Source organism: Agrobacterium fabrum str. C58, from assembly GCF_000092025.1.
Lineage (GTDB): Bacteria > Pseudomonadota > Alphaproteobacteria > Rhizobiales > Rhizobiaceae > Agrobacterium > Agrobacterium fabrum.
In genome coordinates this window covers 1,788,796-1,806,272 of sequence record NC_003063.2, presented here as the reverse complement: position 1 = coordinate 1,806,272, position 17,477 = coordinate 1,788,796, and the positions used below count along the sequence as shown (strand labels likewise).

Annotated in this window: 15 protein-coding genes; 8 read left to right on the top strand and 7 right to left on the bottom strand. The window is 60.8% G+C overall.

What is annotated here, in order from left to right:
* Positions 1-4: 4 nt before the first annotated feature.
* Genes argH through ATU_RS21800 form a run of 3 tightly spaced genes read left to right on the top strand, consistent with a single transcriptional unit; the run spans position 5 to position 3,449 of the window.
* Positions 5-1,519: an argininosuccinate lyase gene (argH, locus tag ATU_RS21810; protein WP_035257217.1), complete on the top strand. Its 1,515-nt coding sequence runs from the start codon at positions 5-7 to the stop codon at positions 1,517-1,519.
* Positions 1,519-2,559 carry an ABC transporter ATP-binding protein gene (locus ATU_RS21805; RefSeq protein WP_010974045.1) on the top strand — a complete coding sequence of 347 codons (1,041 nt, stop codon included), beginning with the start codon at positions 1,519-1,521 and terminating at the stop codon, positions 2,557-2,559. The genes argH and ATU_RS21805 overlap by 1 nt, the downstream gene beginning before the upstream one ends.
* Entirely contained in the window at positions 2,556-3,449 is an 894-nt protein-coding gene (locus tag ATU_RS21800) for a carbohydrate kinase family protein (RefSeq protein WP_010974044.1), read from the top strand. Before ATU_RS21805 ends, ATU_RS21800 begins: the two co-directional genes overlap by 4 nt.
* Positions 3,450-3,464: 15 nt before the next feature.
* Here the strand turns inward: ATU_RS21800 and betC are convergent, their stop codons facing one another.
* Positions 3,465-4,976, bottom strand: a complete 1,512-nt coding sequence (gene betC, locus ATU_RS21795; protein ID WP_010974043.1) for a choline-sulfatase — start codon at positions 4,974-4,976, stop codon at positions 3,465-3,467.
* Between the two features lie 14 nt (positions 4,977-4,990).
* A complete protein-coding gene (choX, locus tag ATU_RS21790; RefSeq protein ID WP_010974042.1) occupies positions 4,991-5,944 on the bottom strand; it encodes a choline ABC transporter substrate-binding protein in 954 nt (317 codons plus the stop codon).
* Positions 5,945-6,038: 94 nt separating this feature from the next.
* Here choX and ATU_RS21785 point away from each other — a divergent pair, with 94 nt between their 5' ends.
* Positions 6,039-6,935, top strand: a complete 897-nt coding sequence (locus tag ATU_RS21785) for a choline sulfate utilization transcriptional regulator (protein ID WP_010974041.1) — start codon at positions 6,039-6,041, stop codon at positions 6,933-6,935.
* Positions 6,936-6,961: 26 nt separating this feature from the next.
* Here ATU_RS21785 and ATU_RS21780 read toward each other — a convergent pair whose 3' ends face one another.
* Positions 6,962-8,413 carry an aldehyde dehydrogenase gene (locus ATU_RS21780; RefSeq protein WP_010974040.1) on the bottom strand — a complete coding sequence of 484 codons (1,452 nt, stop codon included), beginning with the start codon at positions 8,411-8,413 and terminating at the stop codon, positions 6,962-6,964.
* Between the two features lie 123 nt (positions 8,414-8,536).
* Between ATU_RS21780 and ATU_RS21775 the strand changes: the two genes are divergently transcribed.
* Positions 8,537-9,406 carry an AraC family transcriptional regulator gene (locus tag ATU_RS21775; protein WP_010974039.1) on the top strand — a complete coding sequence of 290 codons (870 nt, stop codon included), beginning with the start codon at positions 8,537-8,539 and terminating at the stop codon, positions 9,404-9,406.
* A 122-nt stretch (positions 9,407-9,528) separates the two neighbouring features.
* Positions 9,529-9,705 carry a hypothetical protein gene (locus ATU_RS26595; protein WP_010974038.1) on the top strand — a complete coding sequence of 59 codons (177 nt, stop codon included), beginning with the start codon at positions 9,529-9,531 and terminating at the stop codon, positions 9,703-9,705.
* A gap of 96 nt (positions 9,706-9,801) precedes the next feature.
* Here ATU_RS26595 and katG read toward each other — a convergent pair whose 3' ends face one another.
* Positions 9,802-11,973, bottom strand: coding sequence for a catalase/peroxidase HPI (gene katG, locus ATU_RS21770; RefSeq protein WP_010974037.1), 2,172 nt, complete (start codon positions 11,971-11,973; stop codon positions 9,802-9,804).
* Between the two features lie 208 nt (positions 11,974-12,181).
* On the opposite strand from katG, the gene ATU_RS21765 reads away from it, so the two are divergent.
* On the top strand, positions 12,182-13,090 hold the full coding sequence (locus tag ATU_RS21765; protein WP_010974036.1) for a hydrogen peroxide-inducible genes activator: 909 nt from the start codon (positions 12,182-12,184) through the stop codon (positions 13,088-13,090).
* A gap of 61 nt (positions 13,091-13,151) precedes the next feature.
* Here the strand turns inward: ATU_RS21765 and ATU_RS21760 are convergent, their stop codons facing one another.
* The 3 genes from ATU_RS21760 to ATU_RS21750 form a co-directional block, all read right to left on the bottom strand.
* Complete coding sequence (locus tag ATU_RS21760; RefSeq protein WP_035257222.1) at positions 13,152-14,030, bottom strand: DUF3313 domain-containing protein; 879 nt, start codon at positions 14,028-14,030, stop codon at positions 13,152-13,154.
* A 104-nt stretch (positions 14,031-14,134) separates the two neighbouring features.
* Positions 14,135-15,469: a sensor histidine kinase gene (locus ATU_RS21755; RefSeq protein ID WP_010974034.1), complete on the bottom strand. Its 1,335-nt coding sequence runs from the start codon at positions 15,467-15,469 to the stop codon at positions 14,135-14,137.
* Positions 15,466-16,140, bottom strand: coding sequence for a response regulator transcription factor (locus ATU_RS21750; RefSeq protein WP_010974033.1), 675 nt, complete (start codon positions 16,138-16,140; stop codon positions 15,466-15,468). Before ATU_RS21750 ends, ATU_RS21755 begins: the two co-directional genes overlap by 4 nt.
* Before the next feature lie 179 nt (positions 16,141-16,319).
* Here ATU_RS21750 and ATU_RS21745 point away from each other — a divergent pair, with 179 nt between their 5' ends.
* Entirely contained in the window at positions 16,320-17,477 is a 1,158-nt protein-coding gene (locus tag ATU_RS21745) for an efflux RND transporter periplasmic adaptor subunit (protein ID WP_010974032.1), read from the top strand.

Genomic DNA, 17,477 nt, shown 5'->3' with positions numbered 1-17,477 from the left:
TATCATGGCCGATATCAACCCGCGCCAGTCGGATACCAGCAAGTTTCCCGATCCCGTTTACAAGGAAACCGTGCTGCGTCCGCTTTTCGATGGCGCCAAGAACCACCATGTCGACGGGTTCCGCCGAATAGACCGCGCCCATCTGGTCATGCTGCGCGAGACCGGCATTCTCGATGCCGAAACGGCGGCCAAAATCGCCGGTGCGCTTGAGGATATCGACAGGACCATCGAACCATCGGAGCTTGTTTATACCGGCGAGGTCGAGGATTTCTTCTTCCTGATCGAGAAGGAGCTGAAAGCCCGCATCGGCGTCGATGTAGCCGGCCGCCTTCACACGGCGCGTTCGCGCAACGATATCGATCACACCCTGTTCAAGATCGGCCTCAAGGACAAGATCGACACGCTCACCGCCAAGGCGCGCGTTCTCTTAAAAGCGCTGATCGATGCCGCCGAGCGCAATCAATCCACCCTGATTGTCGCCTATACGCATGGGCAGCCGGCCCAGCCCACCACCTTCGGCCACTACCTTTCCGCCGCCATCGAGGTGCTGATCCGCGATATCGAGCGTTTTACCGAGGCCCGCCATATCGTCGATCTTTCGCCGATGGGTGCTGCTGCCATCACCACCTCGGGCTTTCCCATTGATCGAGCCCGCGTTGCCGAATTGCTGGGCTTTGCCGCGCCGCTGCGCAATTCCTATTCCTGCATCGCCGCTGTCGACTATACCACGGCGACCTATGGCGCGATCGAGCTGATGTTCCTGCATCTCGGCCGGCTCATTCAGGACTTCCAGTTCTGGACGAGTTTCGAAGTCGGTCAGATCTATGTGCCGAATTCGCTGGTGCAGATTTCCTCCATCATGCCGCAGAAGCGCAACCCGGTACCGATCGAACATCTGCGCCACCTTGCCAGCCAGACATTCGGGCGGGCACGGACCATGCTCGATGTGATGCACAACACGCCCTTTACCGACATGAATGACAGCGAAGGCGAAACCCAGAGCATGGGTTACGAAGCCTTCGCTTCGGCGGGCCGGGTCCTCGATCTTCTCGCCAGCCTCGTTGGCCAGATCAGCATCGACCCTGAACGGGTCGACCAGAACATTCGCCGCTCCTGCATCACCATCACGGAACTGGCGGATTCGCTTGTCCGCATCGAAGACCTGTCTTTCCGCCAGGCGCATGAAATTGCCGCGACCGTCGCCAAAAGCGTTGTCGCTCTGAAAGGCGATCTGCCCAATGACGGTTACCAACCGTTCCTTGGGGCTTTCAGTGGACTGACAGGACGCGAGACCGGCATTGACGAAGAAAAGTTCAGGCAGATCGTCTCGCCGGAGCACTTCGTCGCGGTGCGCAGCCGTTTCGGCGGCCCGGCGCCTGAACCGATGCGAGAGGCGTTTGCAGCCTATCGCGGCAAGCTTGGTGCATTTGAGGCTGAGGCACAACGATCCACCAACCATGAAGCGGCGAAGGCCGCTGAACTGGCAGAGAAATTCACCGCCCTGACGGGAGCGCGATAATGGCGACAATCGAACTCAATCAACTCGTGAAGCGCTACGGCAAGGTCGAAGCGGTCAAAGGCATAGACCTGGCCATTGAAGACGGTGAATTCGTCGTTTTCGTCGGACCCTCCGGCTGCGGAAAATCCACCACGCTGCGCATGATCGCCGGGCTGGAAGAGATTTCCGACGGCACGTTGAAGATCGCCGGAAACGTCGTCAACGAGAAGGAACCGAAACAGCGCAACATCGCCATGGTCTTCCAGAACTATGCAATCTACCCGCATATGACGGTTCGCCAGAATATTGGCTTCGGGCTTTACACCGCAAAACTCGACAAGACGGAAAAGAACCGGCGCATCGAAGAGGCAGGCCGGGTGCTGGGGCTTGAGGCCCTGCTCGACCGCCGTCCCGCGGCCCTGTCGGGCGGCCAGCGCCAGCGTGTCGCCATCGGCCGCGCCATGGTGCGTGATCCCGCCGCCTTCCTGTTCGATGAGCCGCTGTCCAATCTCGACGCTCAGTTGCGTTCACAGATGCGCATTGAAATCAAGCGCTTGCACCAACGTCTTAAGACGACAACCGTCTACGTCACCCATGATCAGGTGGAAGCCATGACCATGGCTGACCGTATCGTAGTGATGAAGGATGGTCATATTCTCCAGGTCGGCACACCGACGGAGCTTTACGAAACGCCTGTCGATATTTTCACCGCCCGCTTCATCGGCAGTCCTTCCATGAACCTGCTGCGGGGTTCAAGAACAACCAACAGCGTCGCCCCCTCCGCCGCGGGCGACCTTCTGGTCGGTGTTCGTCCGCATGACCTGCTGGTTGGTGAAAGCCAAGCCCAGCAGGGAGTATTTACGCTTGAGGGAACCGTAACCGCCGTCGAGCCCCTCGGCCCGGAAACGCTGGTTCATCTGGATACCGACACGACGTCCGTGATCGCCACGGCGAGGGGGAAATCCATTCCCGCTGTCGGCAGCCGGTTGCAATGCCAGGCGGAGGCAGGCGCGCTCTATCTTTTCGATGCGAAGACGGAAAAGCTTCTGGGCCGCGCATGATGACAACAGAAAAAACAGCCGTCATCAGCATCGGCCGGATCTATTGCGACCTCATCTTCACCGGGCTCGAGGAATTGCCGGTGCTCGGTCGGGAACTGTTTGCCCGCGACATGGAAATTGCCGCCGGCGGCGGAGCCTTCATTGCCGCCGCACATTTCGCCCATATCGGCCGCCCCGTTGCGCTGCTGGCAAGGCTCGGCACCGACACGTTTTCGCGCGATATCGGTGAGAAAATGGCACAAAGTGGTGTGGACCTGCAGTTTCTGGAACATGCAACAGATGCCGGACCTCAAGTCACGGTAGCAACCGTGGTCGGTCAGGACCGGGCGTTTTTGACACGCCGCGCCGGTGCCGCCCGGCCTTCGACGCTGGATGCCGCCTTTGCTTGGGACAAGGCACGGCATCTGCACATCGCCGAATTCGCTACTCTGCAAGAGATTCCCGATCTGGTCTCACGCGCCAAGGCAAGCGGATTGTCCGTTTCGCTCGATCCGAGCTGGGATGCAGCGCTGATCTACGACAAAGGCCTGCTCAAGGCCTGTGCCGGTGTCGACGTGTTTTTGCCCAATCTCGAGGAGGCGGAAGCGATCACGGGACGTTCAGAACCGGAAGCGGCCATCAGGACACTGGCGGAGGCTTTTCCCATCGTCGCGCTCAAAGGTGGTGCGGAAGGTGCATGGGTATCTTCTGCGGCCGGGCTTCACCATAGAGCGGCCCAAAAAGTCCCGGTCATCGACACAACTGGCGCAGGCGATGCCTTTAATGCCGGTTTTCTGGATGCCTGGCTTCAGCGGCAGGACGAACAGCAGTGTCTCAAAGCAGGGATCGCTGCGGGCAGTCTTGCCGTACAGGCGGCAGGCGGTGCACCGAGGGTGACCGCCGCCGCTTGAGGCATCCTGGCCGTTTCATTCCCCGCGCGGAAAACGCTGGTTTTCCTCCAGCACGTTGAGGTCCATGTGGTTGCGCATGTAGCGTTCCGAGGCCTTTTGCAGAGGCTGGTAATCCCACGGATAATAGGCGCCGTTGCGCAGCGCCTTGTAGACCACCCACCGCCGCGCCTGACTTTCGCGAACGGCGGCGTCGAACACCGGCAATTGCCAACGCCGACCCATCTCTGCCGAAAGCGATGAGAGCACATCGCTGAAAGCGGGATCGTGGGCAAGATTGGTGAGCTCTTGCGGATCAGTCTCAAGATCGTAAAGCAGCGGCGGATCGGCCTCGCAGACCGACAGCTTGTAGCGGCCGTCACGGATGGCGACGAGCGGCGTGATGGAGCCTTCAGCGGCATATTCCATCGGCACCGGGCCGCGCCCGCCGGTTCCCGCGGCCAGCGCCGCAAGATCTTCGCCATCGGTCCAGCGTTTGAGCGAGGTGATATCTAGCCCGGCAAGCCCACACAGCGTTGGCGTTACATCGAGTGTCGAGACAGGGGCATCGATCAAAGCCGGCTGCCAGCCGGGTGCGGCGATCATCAGCGGCACGCGGGCGGAGCCCTCGAAGAAACACATCTTGAACCATAGGCCACGCTCACCCAGCATGTCGCCATGATCGGACAGGAAGAGAATGATCGTGTCCTCCATCCGCGTCGCGTTCAGGACGTCGAGGATTTCGCCGATCTTTTCGTCGATATAGGAGATATTGGCGAAATAACCACGCCGTGCCCGGCGTATCTGCTCGCCTGTGATCTCGAATGCCTCATGATCACAAGCTTCCAGCAGCCGCTTGGAATGCGGGTCCTGCTCCTCGAAGGCAATCGCCTTCGACTGCGGATCAAGCGCGGCGCAATCCTCGTATAGATCCCAGAACTTGCGCCTCGCCACATAGGGGTCGTGCGGATGGGTGAAGCTGACCGTCAGGCACCACGGCCGGTCATCGAGACGGCGCGACAGGTCATAAAGCTTGCGGGTGGCGTGATAGGCCACCTCGTCGTCATACTCCATCTGATTGGTGATTTCGGCGACACCCGCGCCAGTCACCGAACCAAGATTGTGATACCACCAGTCGATCCGCTCACCCGGCTTGGTATAGTCGGGTGTCCAGCCGAAATCGGCGGGATAGATATCCGTCGTCAGGCGCTCCTCGAAGCCATGCAGTTGATCGGGCCCGACAAAATGCATCTTACCCGAAAGACCGGTGTAATAACCCGCCGCCCGTAGATGATGAGCGTAGGTCGGGATATCGGAGGCGAATTCGGCGGCATTGTCATAGACCCGCGTCCGGCTCGGCAATTGCCCGGACATGAAGGACGCACGGGCCGGCGCGCAAAGCGGGCTTGCCGTATAGGTATTGGCGAAGCGGACAGACCGCTCCGCCAATGCTTTCAGATGTGGCGCGTGGAGAAAATCGGCCGGACCATCGGGAAAAAACGTCCCGTTGAACTGGTCGGCCATCAGGATCAGGATATTGGGACGCGGCATTTCGACTTTCCGGCTTAGAGACCAAGCTTGCCTTTGACGGCATCCGCACCCGGCTTGCCATCGAGCGTTGTCACGCCCTGCAGCCAGCCATCCAGCGCTTTCGGATTGGCTTTCAGCCAGGCCGCTGCCGCCGCCTTGGAATCCTCGCCACCGAGAATGGAACCCATAAGGCTGTTTTCCATGCCGATATCGAACTTCAGGTTCTTGAACAGCGTCGCCGCATTCGGGCATTGCTGCGGCCAGCCGGTGCGGGCGAGCGTATAGACTTCCGCGCCGCCGAAGTTCGGGCCGAAATAGGCGTCACCGCCGGAGAGATAGGCGATATCGATCTTCTCGTTCATCGGATGCGGCGCCCAAGCGAGGAAAACCACCGCCTTCTTGTCCCTGCCCGCCCGCTCCACCTGCGCCAACATGGCCTGTTCACCGGATTCGACGAGCTGCCAGCCTTTCAGGCCAAAATCATTGGCGTCTATGATCTTCTGGATATTCTGGTTGGCGGGCGCGCCCGGCTCGATGCCGTAAATCTTGCTTTCGAATTCATCGGCGTGTTTGGCGAGATCGGCGAAATCCTTGACGCCCTTTTCCGCCATATAGGCCGGCACCGCCAGCGTGAACTTTGCCCCTTCAAGGTTCTTCGTCATCACCTCGGCCGCCTTGGCGGCGTTCAGGTCGTCGACGAAGGATTTCTGCGCCGGCATCCAGTTGCCGAGGAAAACGTCGATCTCGCCGTTTTTCATTGCCTGATATCCGATCGGCACCGACAGCGTCTTGACGTCGGCTTCATAGCCCAGCGCATCGAGCAGGACGGAGGCGACGCCATTGGTCGCGGTAATGTCTGTCCAGCCGGGATCGCTGAGACGAATCGTCCTGCAGGCCGCGTCGTCGGCCGCCTGAAGCGGGGTGGAGAAGGCTGCCACGGACAGAATGAGACCGGCGGCGATGCGATGCAGATGAGAAACGGATTTCATTGCGGCTCCCCTTTTATTAGTCCAGTTTATTGAACACCACATTGTTTTTGCCTGTGAAGCGGGTATTTTTCGATGGTTGATATAAGGAATTTTAATGTCAGAGCGACCGCTCGATCTTGGCTGGATGCGCATTTTCACCGAGGTTGCCCGTCGCGGCAGCCTGACGGCAGCGGCGGCGTCGATGCGGCTGACCCAGCCAGCCGTCAGCTATCAGATCCGCAGGCTGGAGGAGGAACTCGGCGTCGCGCTCATTCGCCGCAAGCATCGCGGCATCGAACTGACGGCAGAGGGACAGCGGCTGTTCGAGATCGTTTCGCGCAATGTCGACGCCATCGACCTTTTGGCGCAGCAGCTTCGCCGGACGGAAGAGCGGCAGACCATCCGCCTGCACACGGACTACGCCTTTTCGTCATTATGGCTCATTCCGCGCATGCATGGGTTTCGTGTGCTGAATCCCGACATCAATATCCAGATCGTCGCCACACAGGATCCGCTGGGACAGGGCAAACACGATAGCGACGTGATGATCATCTTCGGTACGCGGCAGGAAGCGGGCGACGGGGCGGTGTTGCTGCTTTCGGAAAAGGTGACGCCGGTCTGCTCACCTGCCCTGCTCGCCGAAACCCCTACACCCACGTCCATCGCGGATTTTTCGCGACGCAAGCTTATCCATCTCGAAAACACCTCACAGGCGCACTGGTTCGACTGGGCGGCTTATTTCAAGCATTTCGGCGTGCAGAGAGGCGCCGACCACGATGGTGGCGACATCAGCTTCAACAATTACACCATGGTGGTGCAGGCAACCATCGGCGAACAGGGTTTCGCGCTTGGATGGGCCGGGCTCGTCGATCCCCTGCTTGAGGCCGGCGTGCTGGTAACGGCGGGTCCGAGCCTTGATGCACCGGGGCGCGGTTATTGGCTGATGCGGCCCAAGAACAGTGACAATGCGGTGAGAAAACTCACCTCCTGGCTGATCGACGAGCGGCGATGACGCCGCCCGCCAAGGTATCAGGACGTTCAGATCGGGTAGTGAAGCGGCCCGTCCTGCAGCGTGACCCAGCGCAATTCGGTGAATTCGGCGATACCCGCTGTGCCGCCGAAACGGCCATAACCGGAAGCCTTGACCCCGCCGAAGGGCAACTGGGCCTCATCATGAACGGTCGGGCCGTTGACATGGCAAATGCCGCTTTCAATCCGCGCGGCAACGGAAAGCGCCCGCGCCTGGTCCCTGCCGAAAACGGCGGCGGAAAGACCGAATTCGCTTTCATTGGCGATGCTCACGGCCTCATCGATGCTGCCGGCCCGGATGATGGATACGACCGGGCCGAAGCTCTCCTCCGAATAAAGCCGCATGGCCGGGGTGACGCCATCGACGGCGATCGCGTCAAGCATCGTGCCATCGCCACCGCCACCGGCAACCCGCCTTGCACCCTTGGAGACGGCGTCATCGACCAGCACCCGGATACGCGAGGCTGCTTCGGCACTGACCAGTGAGCCGAGCGGTGTCTTGCCCTCGCGCGGATCGCCCGCCGTCAGGCTGGCGGCCTTTTTCGCGAAAGCTTCGACGAATGTATCGGCAATGCTGTCAAGCACGATGATACGCTCGGTTGACATGCAGATCTGCCCTTGGTTCATGTAGGCGCCGAATGCAGCGGCAGCGACCGCCGCGTCGATATCGGCATCGTCAAGCACGATGAAGGGCGCCTTACCGCCAAGCTCCAGCAGGGCGGGTTTGAGGTAGCGGCCCGCCGTTTCCGCAATGACGCGGCCGACACGGGTGGAGCCAGTGAAGTTCACCCTTCTGACCGCCGGATGGGCAATCAGCGTTTCAACGATCTTCGCCGCATCGTCCGGCGCGTTGGAAATGGCGTTCAGCACGCCTTTCGGCAGTCCTGCGGAGGCAACCGCTTCGATGATCAGGGCGTGGGTCCGCGGGCAAAGTTCCGAGGTCTTCATGACAACCGTATTGCCGCAGGCAAGCGGGGTGGCGATGGAGCGCACGCCGAGAATGACCGGCGCGTTCCACGGCGCCATCGACAGCACGACCCCTGCCGGCTGACGGAGCGCCATGGCCATGGTTCCCGGGCGGTTCGATGGGATGACTTCGCCCGTGATGTGCGTGGTTAGACTGGCCGCCTCCACCAGCATATCGCTGGCGAGCATGACGTTAAAACCGGCCCAGGCCTCCGTCGCGCCGATCTCCTCCATCATCGCCTGAATGATTTGCGGGCCCGCCGCGCGCAGCGCCTCGGCAGCCGCAAGCAGGTGGCGGCGGCGTTCACCGGGCGTGGTGGCGGACCATTTCGGGAAAGCGGCAGCGGCAGCATCGGCCGCGTTCGTCGCATCTTCAACCGAAGCGGCGGCGGCACTCGTTACGGCATCGCCGGTGATCGGGTTGTTCCGTTCGAAGCGCTTGCCGTTCGCGGCCGCGCAATGATCGCCGCCGATGAAAAGATTTACAGTCTGCATATGTCTCCTCCTGTCGGGCGACCTTCTCCTCAAGGTCTTCCGCCCGTTATGAGCGAAGTTTAGCAACGACAGCCTCTGATAAAATGCACTAGTATGGCTCGTTATTGTACTTTTGAGGGATGAATGGCGTTTCAAAATCACAATGCCGGCAACGGCCAGGCCACGTTGGCGCGGATATTAAATTCGTCGCTGCGGGTGAGCGAGGTGAAACTCAGCCCAGTTAATGCCCACCTTATCCTGCTCGCCGCCGGCCATGCGCAAGTTATTGGCGACGGTGAAGCCATTACCCTGCCCGCACCGGGATTGGCCTGGTTGCCGGCTGGCCACGCAAGCCGTCTGCGGCTGGAGGCGGGAAGCCGGGCCTCGCTATTGTCCACCACCGAGATCGGCCTTGCGCATGCGATGCCGACAGGGACAAGCGCAATCATCCTTCGCAATGGCCTGCAACGTGTCCTTACAGAGACACTTGCGGAGAAGGATCATGCGGAGCTGGCGGGTTATCTGGAGACCATCGCCAATGAAAACCTCAAACCGACGGCAGCCACCGAAACGATCATTACCAACCTTCTTTCCGTCACGCTGATCCGCATATGCCAGCATGCCACAACGGAAATCGGTGCGGTTTCCCTGCCATCGGGCATGACGGAACGTTTTGTTCTGCTGGTCGCGCAACACAAATGCGAGCATTGGAGCGTTGACGACTATGCCCGCGACCTCGGCATCAGCCGCGACCGGCTGGGCTCGATTATCAAAAACGCGACGGGCCTCTCACCACAAGCCTACATTCATCGCGAACTGCTTTCGGAAGCACACGATCTTCTTCTGAACTCTTCCCTGCAAGTTGCTGAAATCGCGTTTCGTTTGGGGTTTCAGGATCCAGGTTATTTCAACCGCTTCTTCACCGGCAAGGAGGGCAAATCTCCCGGCCGCTTCCGCAGAGCGGCGATGCGCGCACAAGATATTCCTCTGCCTTCCTATGCCGCCTGGCCCTGAGTTTTCACAAATGGCGTGGCGCACAATCGGTAGCGTTCGGCCCTCTGCGGAATTGTCTATCTGGAACCCACCTCTTCGTCATTCGTTGAATGAAGGACGAAACAACGCGAAGGGAGAAAACGATGAACGAGAAAAAGGAAGCGGGCGATTTCGCCGACAAGAAGCGTGAAGAACAGGGCCGTGGCGTGATTGTCGCTGGCCCGGATGCGCATGAAAACGAGAAGAGTGGCAAGACGCCTGCTGGACCAACTGAAAAGTCGTCACCCGAGCGGCAGGTTCCGTCTTCCGACCGCCGTTGAATGAATATGGGGCCTCCGTCATCGAGAGGAAGCCGCCACAAAAACACCTCCCCGATCGCTCGGGGAGGTGTTGTCTTTTCGGCTAATCGCTTCCGCTCAGATCAGATCGAAACGGTCGGCGTTCATCACCTTCGTCCAGGCGGCAATGAAGTCGCGGGCGAATTTTTCCCTGTTGTCGTCCTGCGCATAAACTTCCGCATAAGCGCGCAGGATGGAGTTGGAGCCGATCACGAGATCGACGCGGGTTGCCGAATATCTGGCTGCGCCGGTCTTGCGATCACGGATCTCATAGAGATTGTTGCCGGTCGGGACCCAGGAATAGGCCATGTCCGTCAACGTCGTGAAGAAGTCCGTTGTAAGCGCCCCCGGCTTATCGGTGAAGACGCCATGCGCCGCACCGCCGTAATTGGCGCCGATGACGCGCAGGCCGCCGATGAGGACGGTGAGTTCCGGCGCGGTGAGGCCAAGAAGCTGTGCCCGATCGAGCAGCAGCTCTTCGGGGCTGACGACATAGTCCTTCTTCACCCAGTTGCGGAAACCATCCGCCAGCGGCTCAAGCGGCGCAAAGCTGTCGGCATCCGTCTGCTCGGCGGAAGCGTCACCACGACCGGCCGCGAAGGGCACGGCGATATCGAAACCAGCCGCTTTCGCCGCCTGCTCCACGCCGTAATTGCCAGCCAGAACGATCACATCGGCGATGCTTGCACCGGTTTCGCGGGCAATCGGCTCCAGAACCGAAAGCACGCGGGAAAGACGGGCGGGCTCATTGCCTTCCCAATCCTTCTGCGGTGCGAGACGAATACGCGCGCCATTGGCGCCGCCGCGCTTGTCCGAACCACGGAAGGTGCGGGCACTGTCCCATGCGGTTGAAACCAGATCGGCGACAGAAAGGCCGGAGGCAGCGATCTTAGCCTTGACGGCAGCGACATCGTAGCTCGTGGAGCCTGCCGGGATCGGATCCTGCCAGATCAGGTCTTCAGCCGGAACATCCGGGCCGACGTAACGGGACTTCGGCCCCATGTCGCGATGCGTCAGCTTGAACCAGGCGCGGGCGAAGACATCAGAGAAATGGTCCTGATCGTCCTTGAACTTCAGCGAAATCTCGCGGTAGATCGGATCGACCTTCAGGGCCATGTCGGCGTCGGTCATCATCGGGATGGTGCGGATCGACGCATCCTCGACATCAACAGGCTTGTCTTCTTCGGCGATGGTAATCGGCGCCCATTGCGATGCACCCGCGGGGCTGTGCGTCAGGGTCCACTCGTGCTTGAACAGCATGTCGAAGAAGCCGTTGTCCCACTTGGTTGGTTCGCTTGTCCATGCGCCTTCGATACCCGACACCACGGTGTCACGGCCAATGCCGCGGCCCTTGGTATTGATCCAGCCGAGACCCTGATATTCCGGGCCAGCAGCTTCCGGATCGGGGCTGAGATTGGCAGCACTGCCATTGCCATGGGACTTGCCGATGGTGTGGCCGCCGGCCGTCAGGGCAACGGTTTCCTCGTCATCCATCCCCATGCGGGCAAAGGTTTCGCGCATCTGCGCCGCCGTCGCCAGCGGATCGGACTTGCCGTTGACACCTTCCGGGTTGACGTAGATCAGGCCCATCTGCACGGCGGCAAGCGGGTTTTCCAGCGTCTCGGGCTTGCTCACGTCGCCATAACGGCCGTCGCTCGGCGCCAGCCATTCCTTTTCGTCACCCCAATAGGTGTCCTTTTCCGGCGCCCAGATGTCTTCGCGGCCGAAGGCGAAGCCGAAGGTCTTCAGACCCGCGACGTCATAGGCGATCGTGCCGGCGAGCGCGATAAGGTCGGCCCAGGAAATCTTGTTGCCGTATTTCTTCTTGATCGGCCACAGCAGGCGGCGGCCCTTGTCGGTGTTGACGTTGTCCGGCCAGGAATTGAGCGGTGCAAAACGCTGGTTGCCGGTATTGGCGCCGCCGCGACCGTCTGTGACACGATAGGAACCGGCGGCATGCCAGGTAACACGGGCCATCATGCCGACATAACTGCCCCAGTCGGCCGGCCACCATTCCTGGCTGTCGGTCATAAGCGCGCGCAGATCGGCCTTGAGGGCTTCGACATCAAGCGTCTTCAGCGCTTCGCGGTAGTTGAAGGAGGTGCCGAGCGGATTGGTCTTGGTGTCGTGCTGATGCAGGATGTCGAGGTTTAGCGCGTTCGGCCACCATTCGGTCACCGATTTGCCGGAGGCCGTATTGCCTCCATGCATGACGGGACACTTGCCAGCCGGTTTTGAAGTTGCGTCCATTTCGCCCTCCGATGGGATTAGCAATTAAACAAATTATCAGTTCGACATGTGCAGCATTCCGAGCCAGAGGCAGCGGCAGGTCTCAAACGACCTGCTGCGATGCCGATGATCATCCACAGCTACAGCTTCTTTCTGTCATGAAGATGACTAACAGCCGGGTTCCATAATTTCCAATTGTATATTCTAAAGGCTGCGATATGCTGAGCTTATGATTGCCCTCTCCATGAAACATCTCCGTTATTTCGATGCGCTGGCCAAAATCGGCCATTTCGGGCGCGCGGCGGAAGCCTGCGCCATCTCCCAGCCTGCACTGTCCTTGCAGATCCGGGAACTGGAGGAATTGATCGGTGCGCCGCTCGTCGAACGCGGCAGCCGCCAGATCCGGCTGACGGCGCTTGGTGACGAATTTGCCGAGCGCACCCGGGCAATCCTGCGTTCGGTGGACGAATTGCAGGATCTGGCGCGCGCAGGGCATGGCCCTCTCAGCGGCCGCCTGCGCATCGGTGTCATTCCCACCGTCGCACCCTATCTTCTGCCGCAGGTGATCAAGACACTAACGCGGCACTATCCCGGACTGGAAGCACGCCCGCGCGAGGCGGTGACGCAGAAGCTCATCGAAGACCTTCTCGAAGCCCGGCTCGACATGGCAATCGTCGCGCTGCCCGTCTCGGAACCGGCGCTGGAAGAAGTGCCGCTATTTTCGGAAGAATTCATTCTGGTACGGCCGATGGAGGATGCCGGCATGCCGGTGCCGAGCGCGGACAAGCTGGGTGAAATGCGCCTGCTGCTTCTGGAAGAAGGCCATTGTTTCCGCAACCAGGCGCTCTCCTTCTGCAGCACCACGAATGCGCCGCCGCGCGTGCTGATGGAAGGCAGTTCGCTGTCGACGCTGGTACAGATGGTTGGCGCGGGCATCGGCGTCACGCTTATTCCGCAGATGGCGGTCGATATGGAGACGCGACTATCCACCGTCTCGGTGTTCCGTCTGGCGGAGCCGCGCCCGTCCCGCACCATCGGCATCGTCTGGCGCAAGAGCAATCCGCTTTCGGCGCAGTTCGCCCATATTTCCGAGATCGTCCGCGAATGTGGCCTTCAGAAACTCGGTCTCGCGCCGTAATGGCTTCGGCCGGATGATCGCGCGCATCGCAACGCGCGCGATCTGAGAAGGGGCGGATGCCCTATCGCGACCCTGCCCTTGCATGTTTGTCGGTCCATTCGGGTGGCGCGCCGAACTTGTCGGCCACCATGCCCTGCAAGCCGCGTGACCGGCCATAGGCATCACATTCGACATATTTCGGTCTTCCACCCAGGGCGGAGCGAATTCGATGGCCGGAAGGCACAGAGAGATCAAGCCCCTCGGAGACTTTGCCCTTCACCAGAATGCGCGCGAAATAATTGGAGAAATCGGCGGCAAGCCCATAGGCGTCGCCGATTTCCGACACACGAGGTTTGCTGGTGATGGAATTCGCGCCCTTGGACCAGACGGCTGCCGCGCGTTGCACGCCGGCACTGTCCACCGCCTCAGCCTCGACGGCCAGTCCGCCGAGCCCGACAGGCAGACGCGGCACGCTGACGGGCAGGACAAAACCGCTGCCGAGCGTAACCGCCGTGGACACCCCCGCCATGGTCTTGTTGGTCGGCACCAGATCGGTGACGACCGTGCGCACCGTCATGTCCGCCGGCTGACCGAGGGCGGCGATCCGGTATTTGTCACTGAGCGCCACGCAGATGGCGCGATCCAGCGCATTCGAAACGAGTATACGATCCTTCTCCGATGTGACCCGCGACGAAGCCGCAAAAGAAAAGGTGGTCGGCACTATGGCGACGGTCTTGATGCCGGCCAGCCCGTAGGCGTCAACGAAAGTCCGGGATTTGGTGAACTTGCCTTTGGCAGGGCTGAACTGCGCGTAGGACGTCAGCGTACCGCCTTCCTTCAGCGGCACCGAGCTGCAGCCGGACATGATGATCGCAATGGGCAAGGTCGCGAAGGCGGCGCCGCGGCTGCGGCGACACCTCTCACCGAAAGCCCGGGGTAACAGATTCCACCATTGTTGCACTGTACGTACTCCGGTTGCGTGGTTGATCTTATGCCCCGCACGGTACGACAGCCAAAATTGCGGCAACATTACAATTGCCACCCGTGGATAGCCGCAAACCAGGCTCAGAAACGCAGCCGGAAGGTGCTTCCGAAAGCGCTGCTCTCCAGAAAGACCCGTCCGCCGTGAATGGCGACGATCTGCTTGACGAGGCTGAGGCCAAGTCCGGCGCCCGTGCTGCGCGGCGTGATTCGATAAAAGGGCTCGAAAATCCGCTGCTGCTGGTCTTCGGCGATCCCCTGCCCCTCATCGGAAATCACGACCTCACCGTCGGCGAGAACAGACACATGGATCATCCCCTTATTTCCGCCGTGATCGATGGCGTTGCGCACGATATTGCTGATGGCACGTGGCAGGGTGAACGGGTTGCCCTGTAACTCATAGGCGACGACCGCCGTTTCGAAGGCGATGTCGTAACCGGCCGAAAGCGCAAGCGGTGCGAGATCAGCAACGACCGTACGGGTTATATCGACGAGGTCCACCCGCTCGCGCCGATCGTTCACCTGGTCATTGCGTTCGAAGGCCAGAAGCTGCTCGGCGGTCTCACCGAGGCGCGCCACATCCGCCAACAAACGTTGTCGCTCCGGCCCGGGCAAACCCTCGATCCGGGTCTGCATGATCGCAATCGGGGTTCTGAGCTCATGCGCCGCATCGATGAGGAACCGCTGGCGCGCCCGGAATTGCTCTTCCAGTCGCTCGAGGATACTGTTGAAGGAAAGGATGAGCGGGACAACTTCCCGCGGCACATCCTCGACGGGAAGTTTCGAACCGCCACGCCGGGGGTCGATCTCGGGTGCCTTTTTGACGACGGAACTGAGACCCGCAAGTGCCTGACGCACGATGCGGGGCACGGAAAAGAACACGGCGGGCAGGATAACCGCCAGCAACGGGACGTAAATCTTGTAGGTCTCGGCAAGAAGCGTCAGAAACTGCGCTCTCACATGCGTGCTTCCGCCGAACATGACCCTGACCGGACCCCACCTCGTCTCCAGGCTCTCGACCATGGCACCCTCGGCGGTGCCTTTGCCACCGCGAATATCGGCATCCGTCAACAGATAGAGATACCGCGACAATTCGGCATATGCAGTCGGCACGGCGCCATAGGTGGCCACCCGCCCGTCCAGCGTGGAAACCGCGAACCAGAGCGTACCGTTCTCCGCCGTCAGAGCCCGCAACATCGGGCCATCGATAACCACAAGTCCCTTTTGCGGATCAAGCGACAGCGACTCGTCCAGTGCGTCCGACAGATCGCCCCAAAGCGCGATATTGGGCGAAAGGATCATCAATCCATAAACACAGAGCCCGACGATAACGACAGCGATCATGGCGGAAACGACGATGCTGAGCTGCCAGCTCAATTGCCACCAAAGCGACGGATTGGACTTGCCCTGCGCTTTCATGCGTCTTCCTTCAGCAGATAACCGATGCCGCGAATATTGTGCACGCTCACCCCGGCTGAAGCATCGAGCAGGCGTTTGCGCAGCCGAGATATATGCGCGTCGAGCGCATTGGACTGGATTTCCTCCTCGTAATTGTAGACGGCCGCCTCGAGGGTGGAGCGCAGTACCGACTTGCCCTTGCGTTTGGCGAGCGCAACGAGGACCAGAAGCTCGCGTCTGGGAAGATCGAAGGGAAGCGAATTGATGGTGACGCTGAGATGCAGCGGGTCGATCACGATCCGGCCGGCCGCAATCTCGGCCGGTGCGAGACCTGATGGCCGCCTCAGAACAGCACGCACCCGCGCCAGTAGCTCACCGACGAGAAACGGCTTGCCGAGATAGTCATCCGCGCCGCCATCCAGCCCTGCGATGCGGTCCTCCGGTTCGTTCATCGCGGTCAACAGGATGATCGGTGTATCGACACCGGCGCGGCGCAGTTTCGGGATGAAGGCGAGCCCTTCCCCGTCCGGCAGCCGGCGGTCGAGCAGAATGGCGTCGTAAAGGTGCTGGCGCGTCAGCTCCATCGCGTCACCGAGCCGCATCGTATGGTCGATGACGATGCCCTGCTTGCCGAGCGTCGCCGACAGCGCATCCGCCATTTCCTTTTCATCTTCGATCAACAGAAGTCTCATGGATCACCGTCCCTTCGCTATCCGTTGTCTGCCCGAAAGGTTGCGGCAGTATTGCGGCGAAGAGGCCACAGTGGGGTAATGCTGCTGCAATTGTGGTTGCCTATCCAGAGGTTATCCGCCTGCAAGACAGGCGATGCGACCGCCTCAACCGGCGGCCCTGCGACAGGAAGGATCACGATATGGCGCTGCAATGGGTGAAGAGAACGATCAAGGCAGGGGCCGCGCTTGCGGGCTGTGTTCTCGTCGTCACCGCTCTCGATCCGGCACGCGGAAGCGTGGATGCGAAAGAGCGCGTCAAGGGTATCGTAGCGGCGGCCGCGATGAGCCCGGCCGGCATCCCTTTCGAACTGGCGGCACAGGAAATCGCGACGATCGGCACGCGCCCGATGGCGGAGCGGCTCAGCATCAGCGGCGAGCTTCAGCCCGTCAACCGCGTCCTGATCCGCGCCCGCGAGGCCGGAAAAATTCTCGAGATGAACGTCCGGGAGGGACAGGCGGTTCGGGCGGGCGACATGCTTGTGCGTTTCGAAACCGACGAGTTGCAATCAACCCTGCTGCTCCGGCAAAGCGACCGGGATGCGGCCGAGGCCGAGCTGATGCTGGCGATGCAGGCCCTGGCTAGAACCGAGCAGCTGGCTGCGAAAAACATCGCTTCGACGGAACAGCTAGACAAGGCGAAAAGCGATGTCGTGGTAAAGACGACAAGGGTGCAGAGCCTGTCTTCGCAGGTGGATATTGCCCGCCTCGCCCTTCGCAACGCCGAAATCCGCGCACCATTCGACGGCACCGTCACCCGGCGCGTGGCAGAGACGGGCGCGCGTATCGGCGCGGATGGCGAGCTTCTGACGCTGGTCGATACCAGCGAGCTGGAAGCGAAGGTTCTCGTCGCCACCCGCGATATTCCACGCGTCGCCCGCGGCCAGACGGCGGAACTGGAGATTGACGGCCTCGCTGGCCAGATCGTCAAAGGAACGGTCGAGCGCATCAGCCCGGTGGCCGAGGACGGCACGCGCGTCGTCGCCGTCTATCTCAGGCTTGCCAATCGCGATGGGCAATTGTGGGGCGGAATGTTCGCCGGCGGATCTATTCTGCTGCGTGAAAAAAACGATGCGCTCGTCGTTCCCGCCATCGCGCTGCGCAAGGATGAGACGGGCTATCATGTGCTCAAGATACAGGACGGTCATCTTCGCCGCCAGACGGTTGCCGTGGGGCCACGCTGGAACGGCGGCAGCCTGATCGAGATCGGCGCGGGTCTTGCGGATGGCGAGACGATCCTGACGGTGCCACTTCCCGAATTGCGCCCCGATATGGCCGTCACCATCGACAAGGCAGGCTGA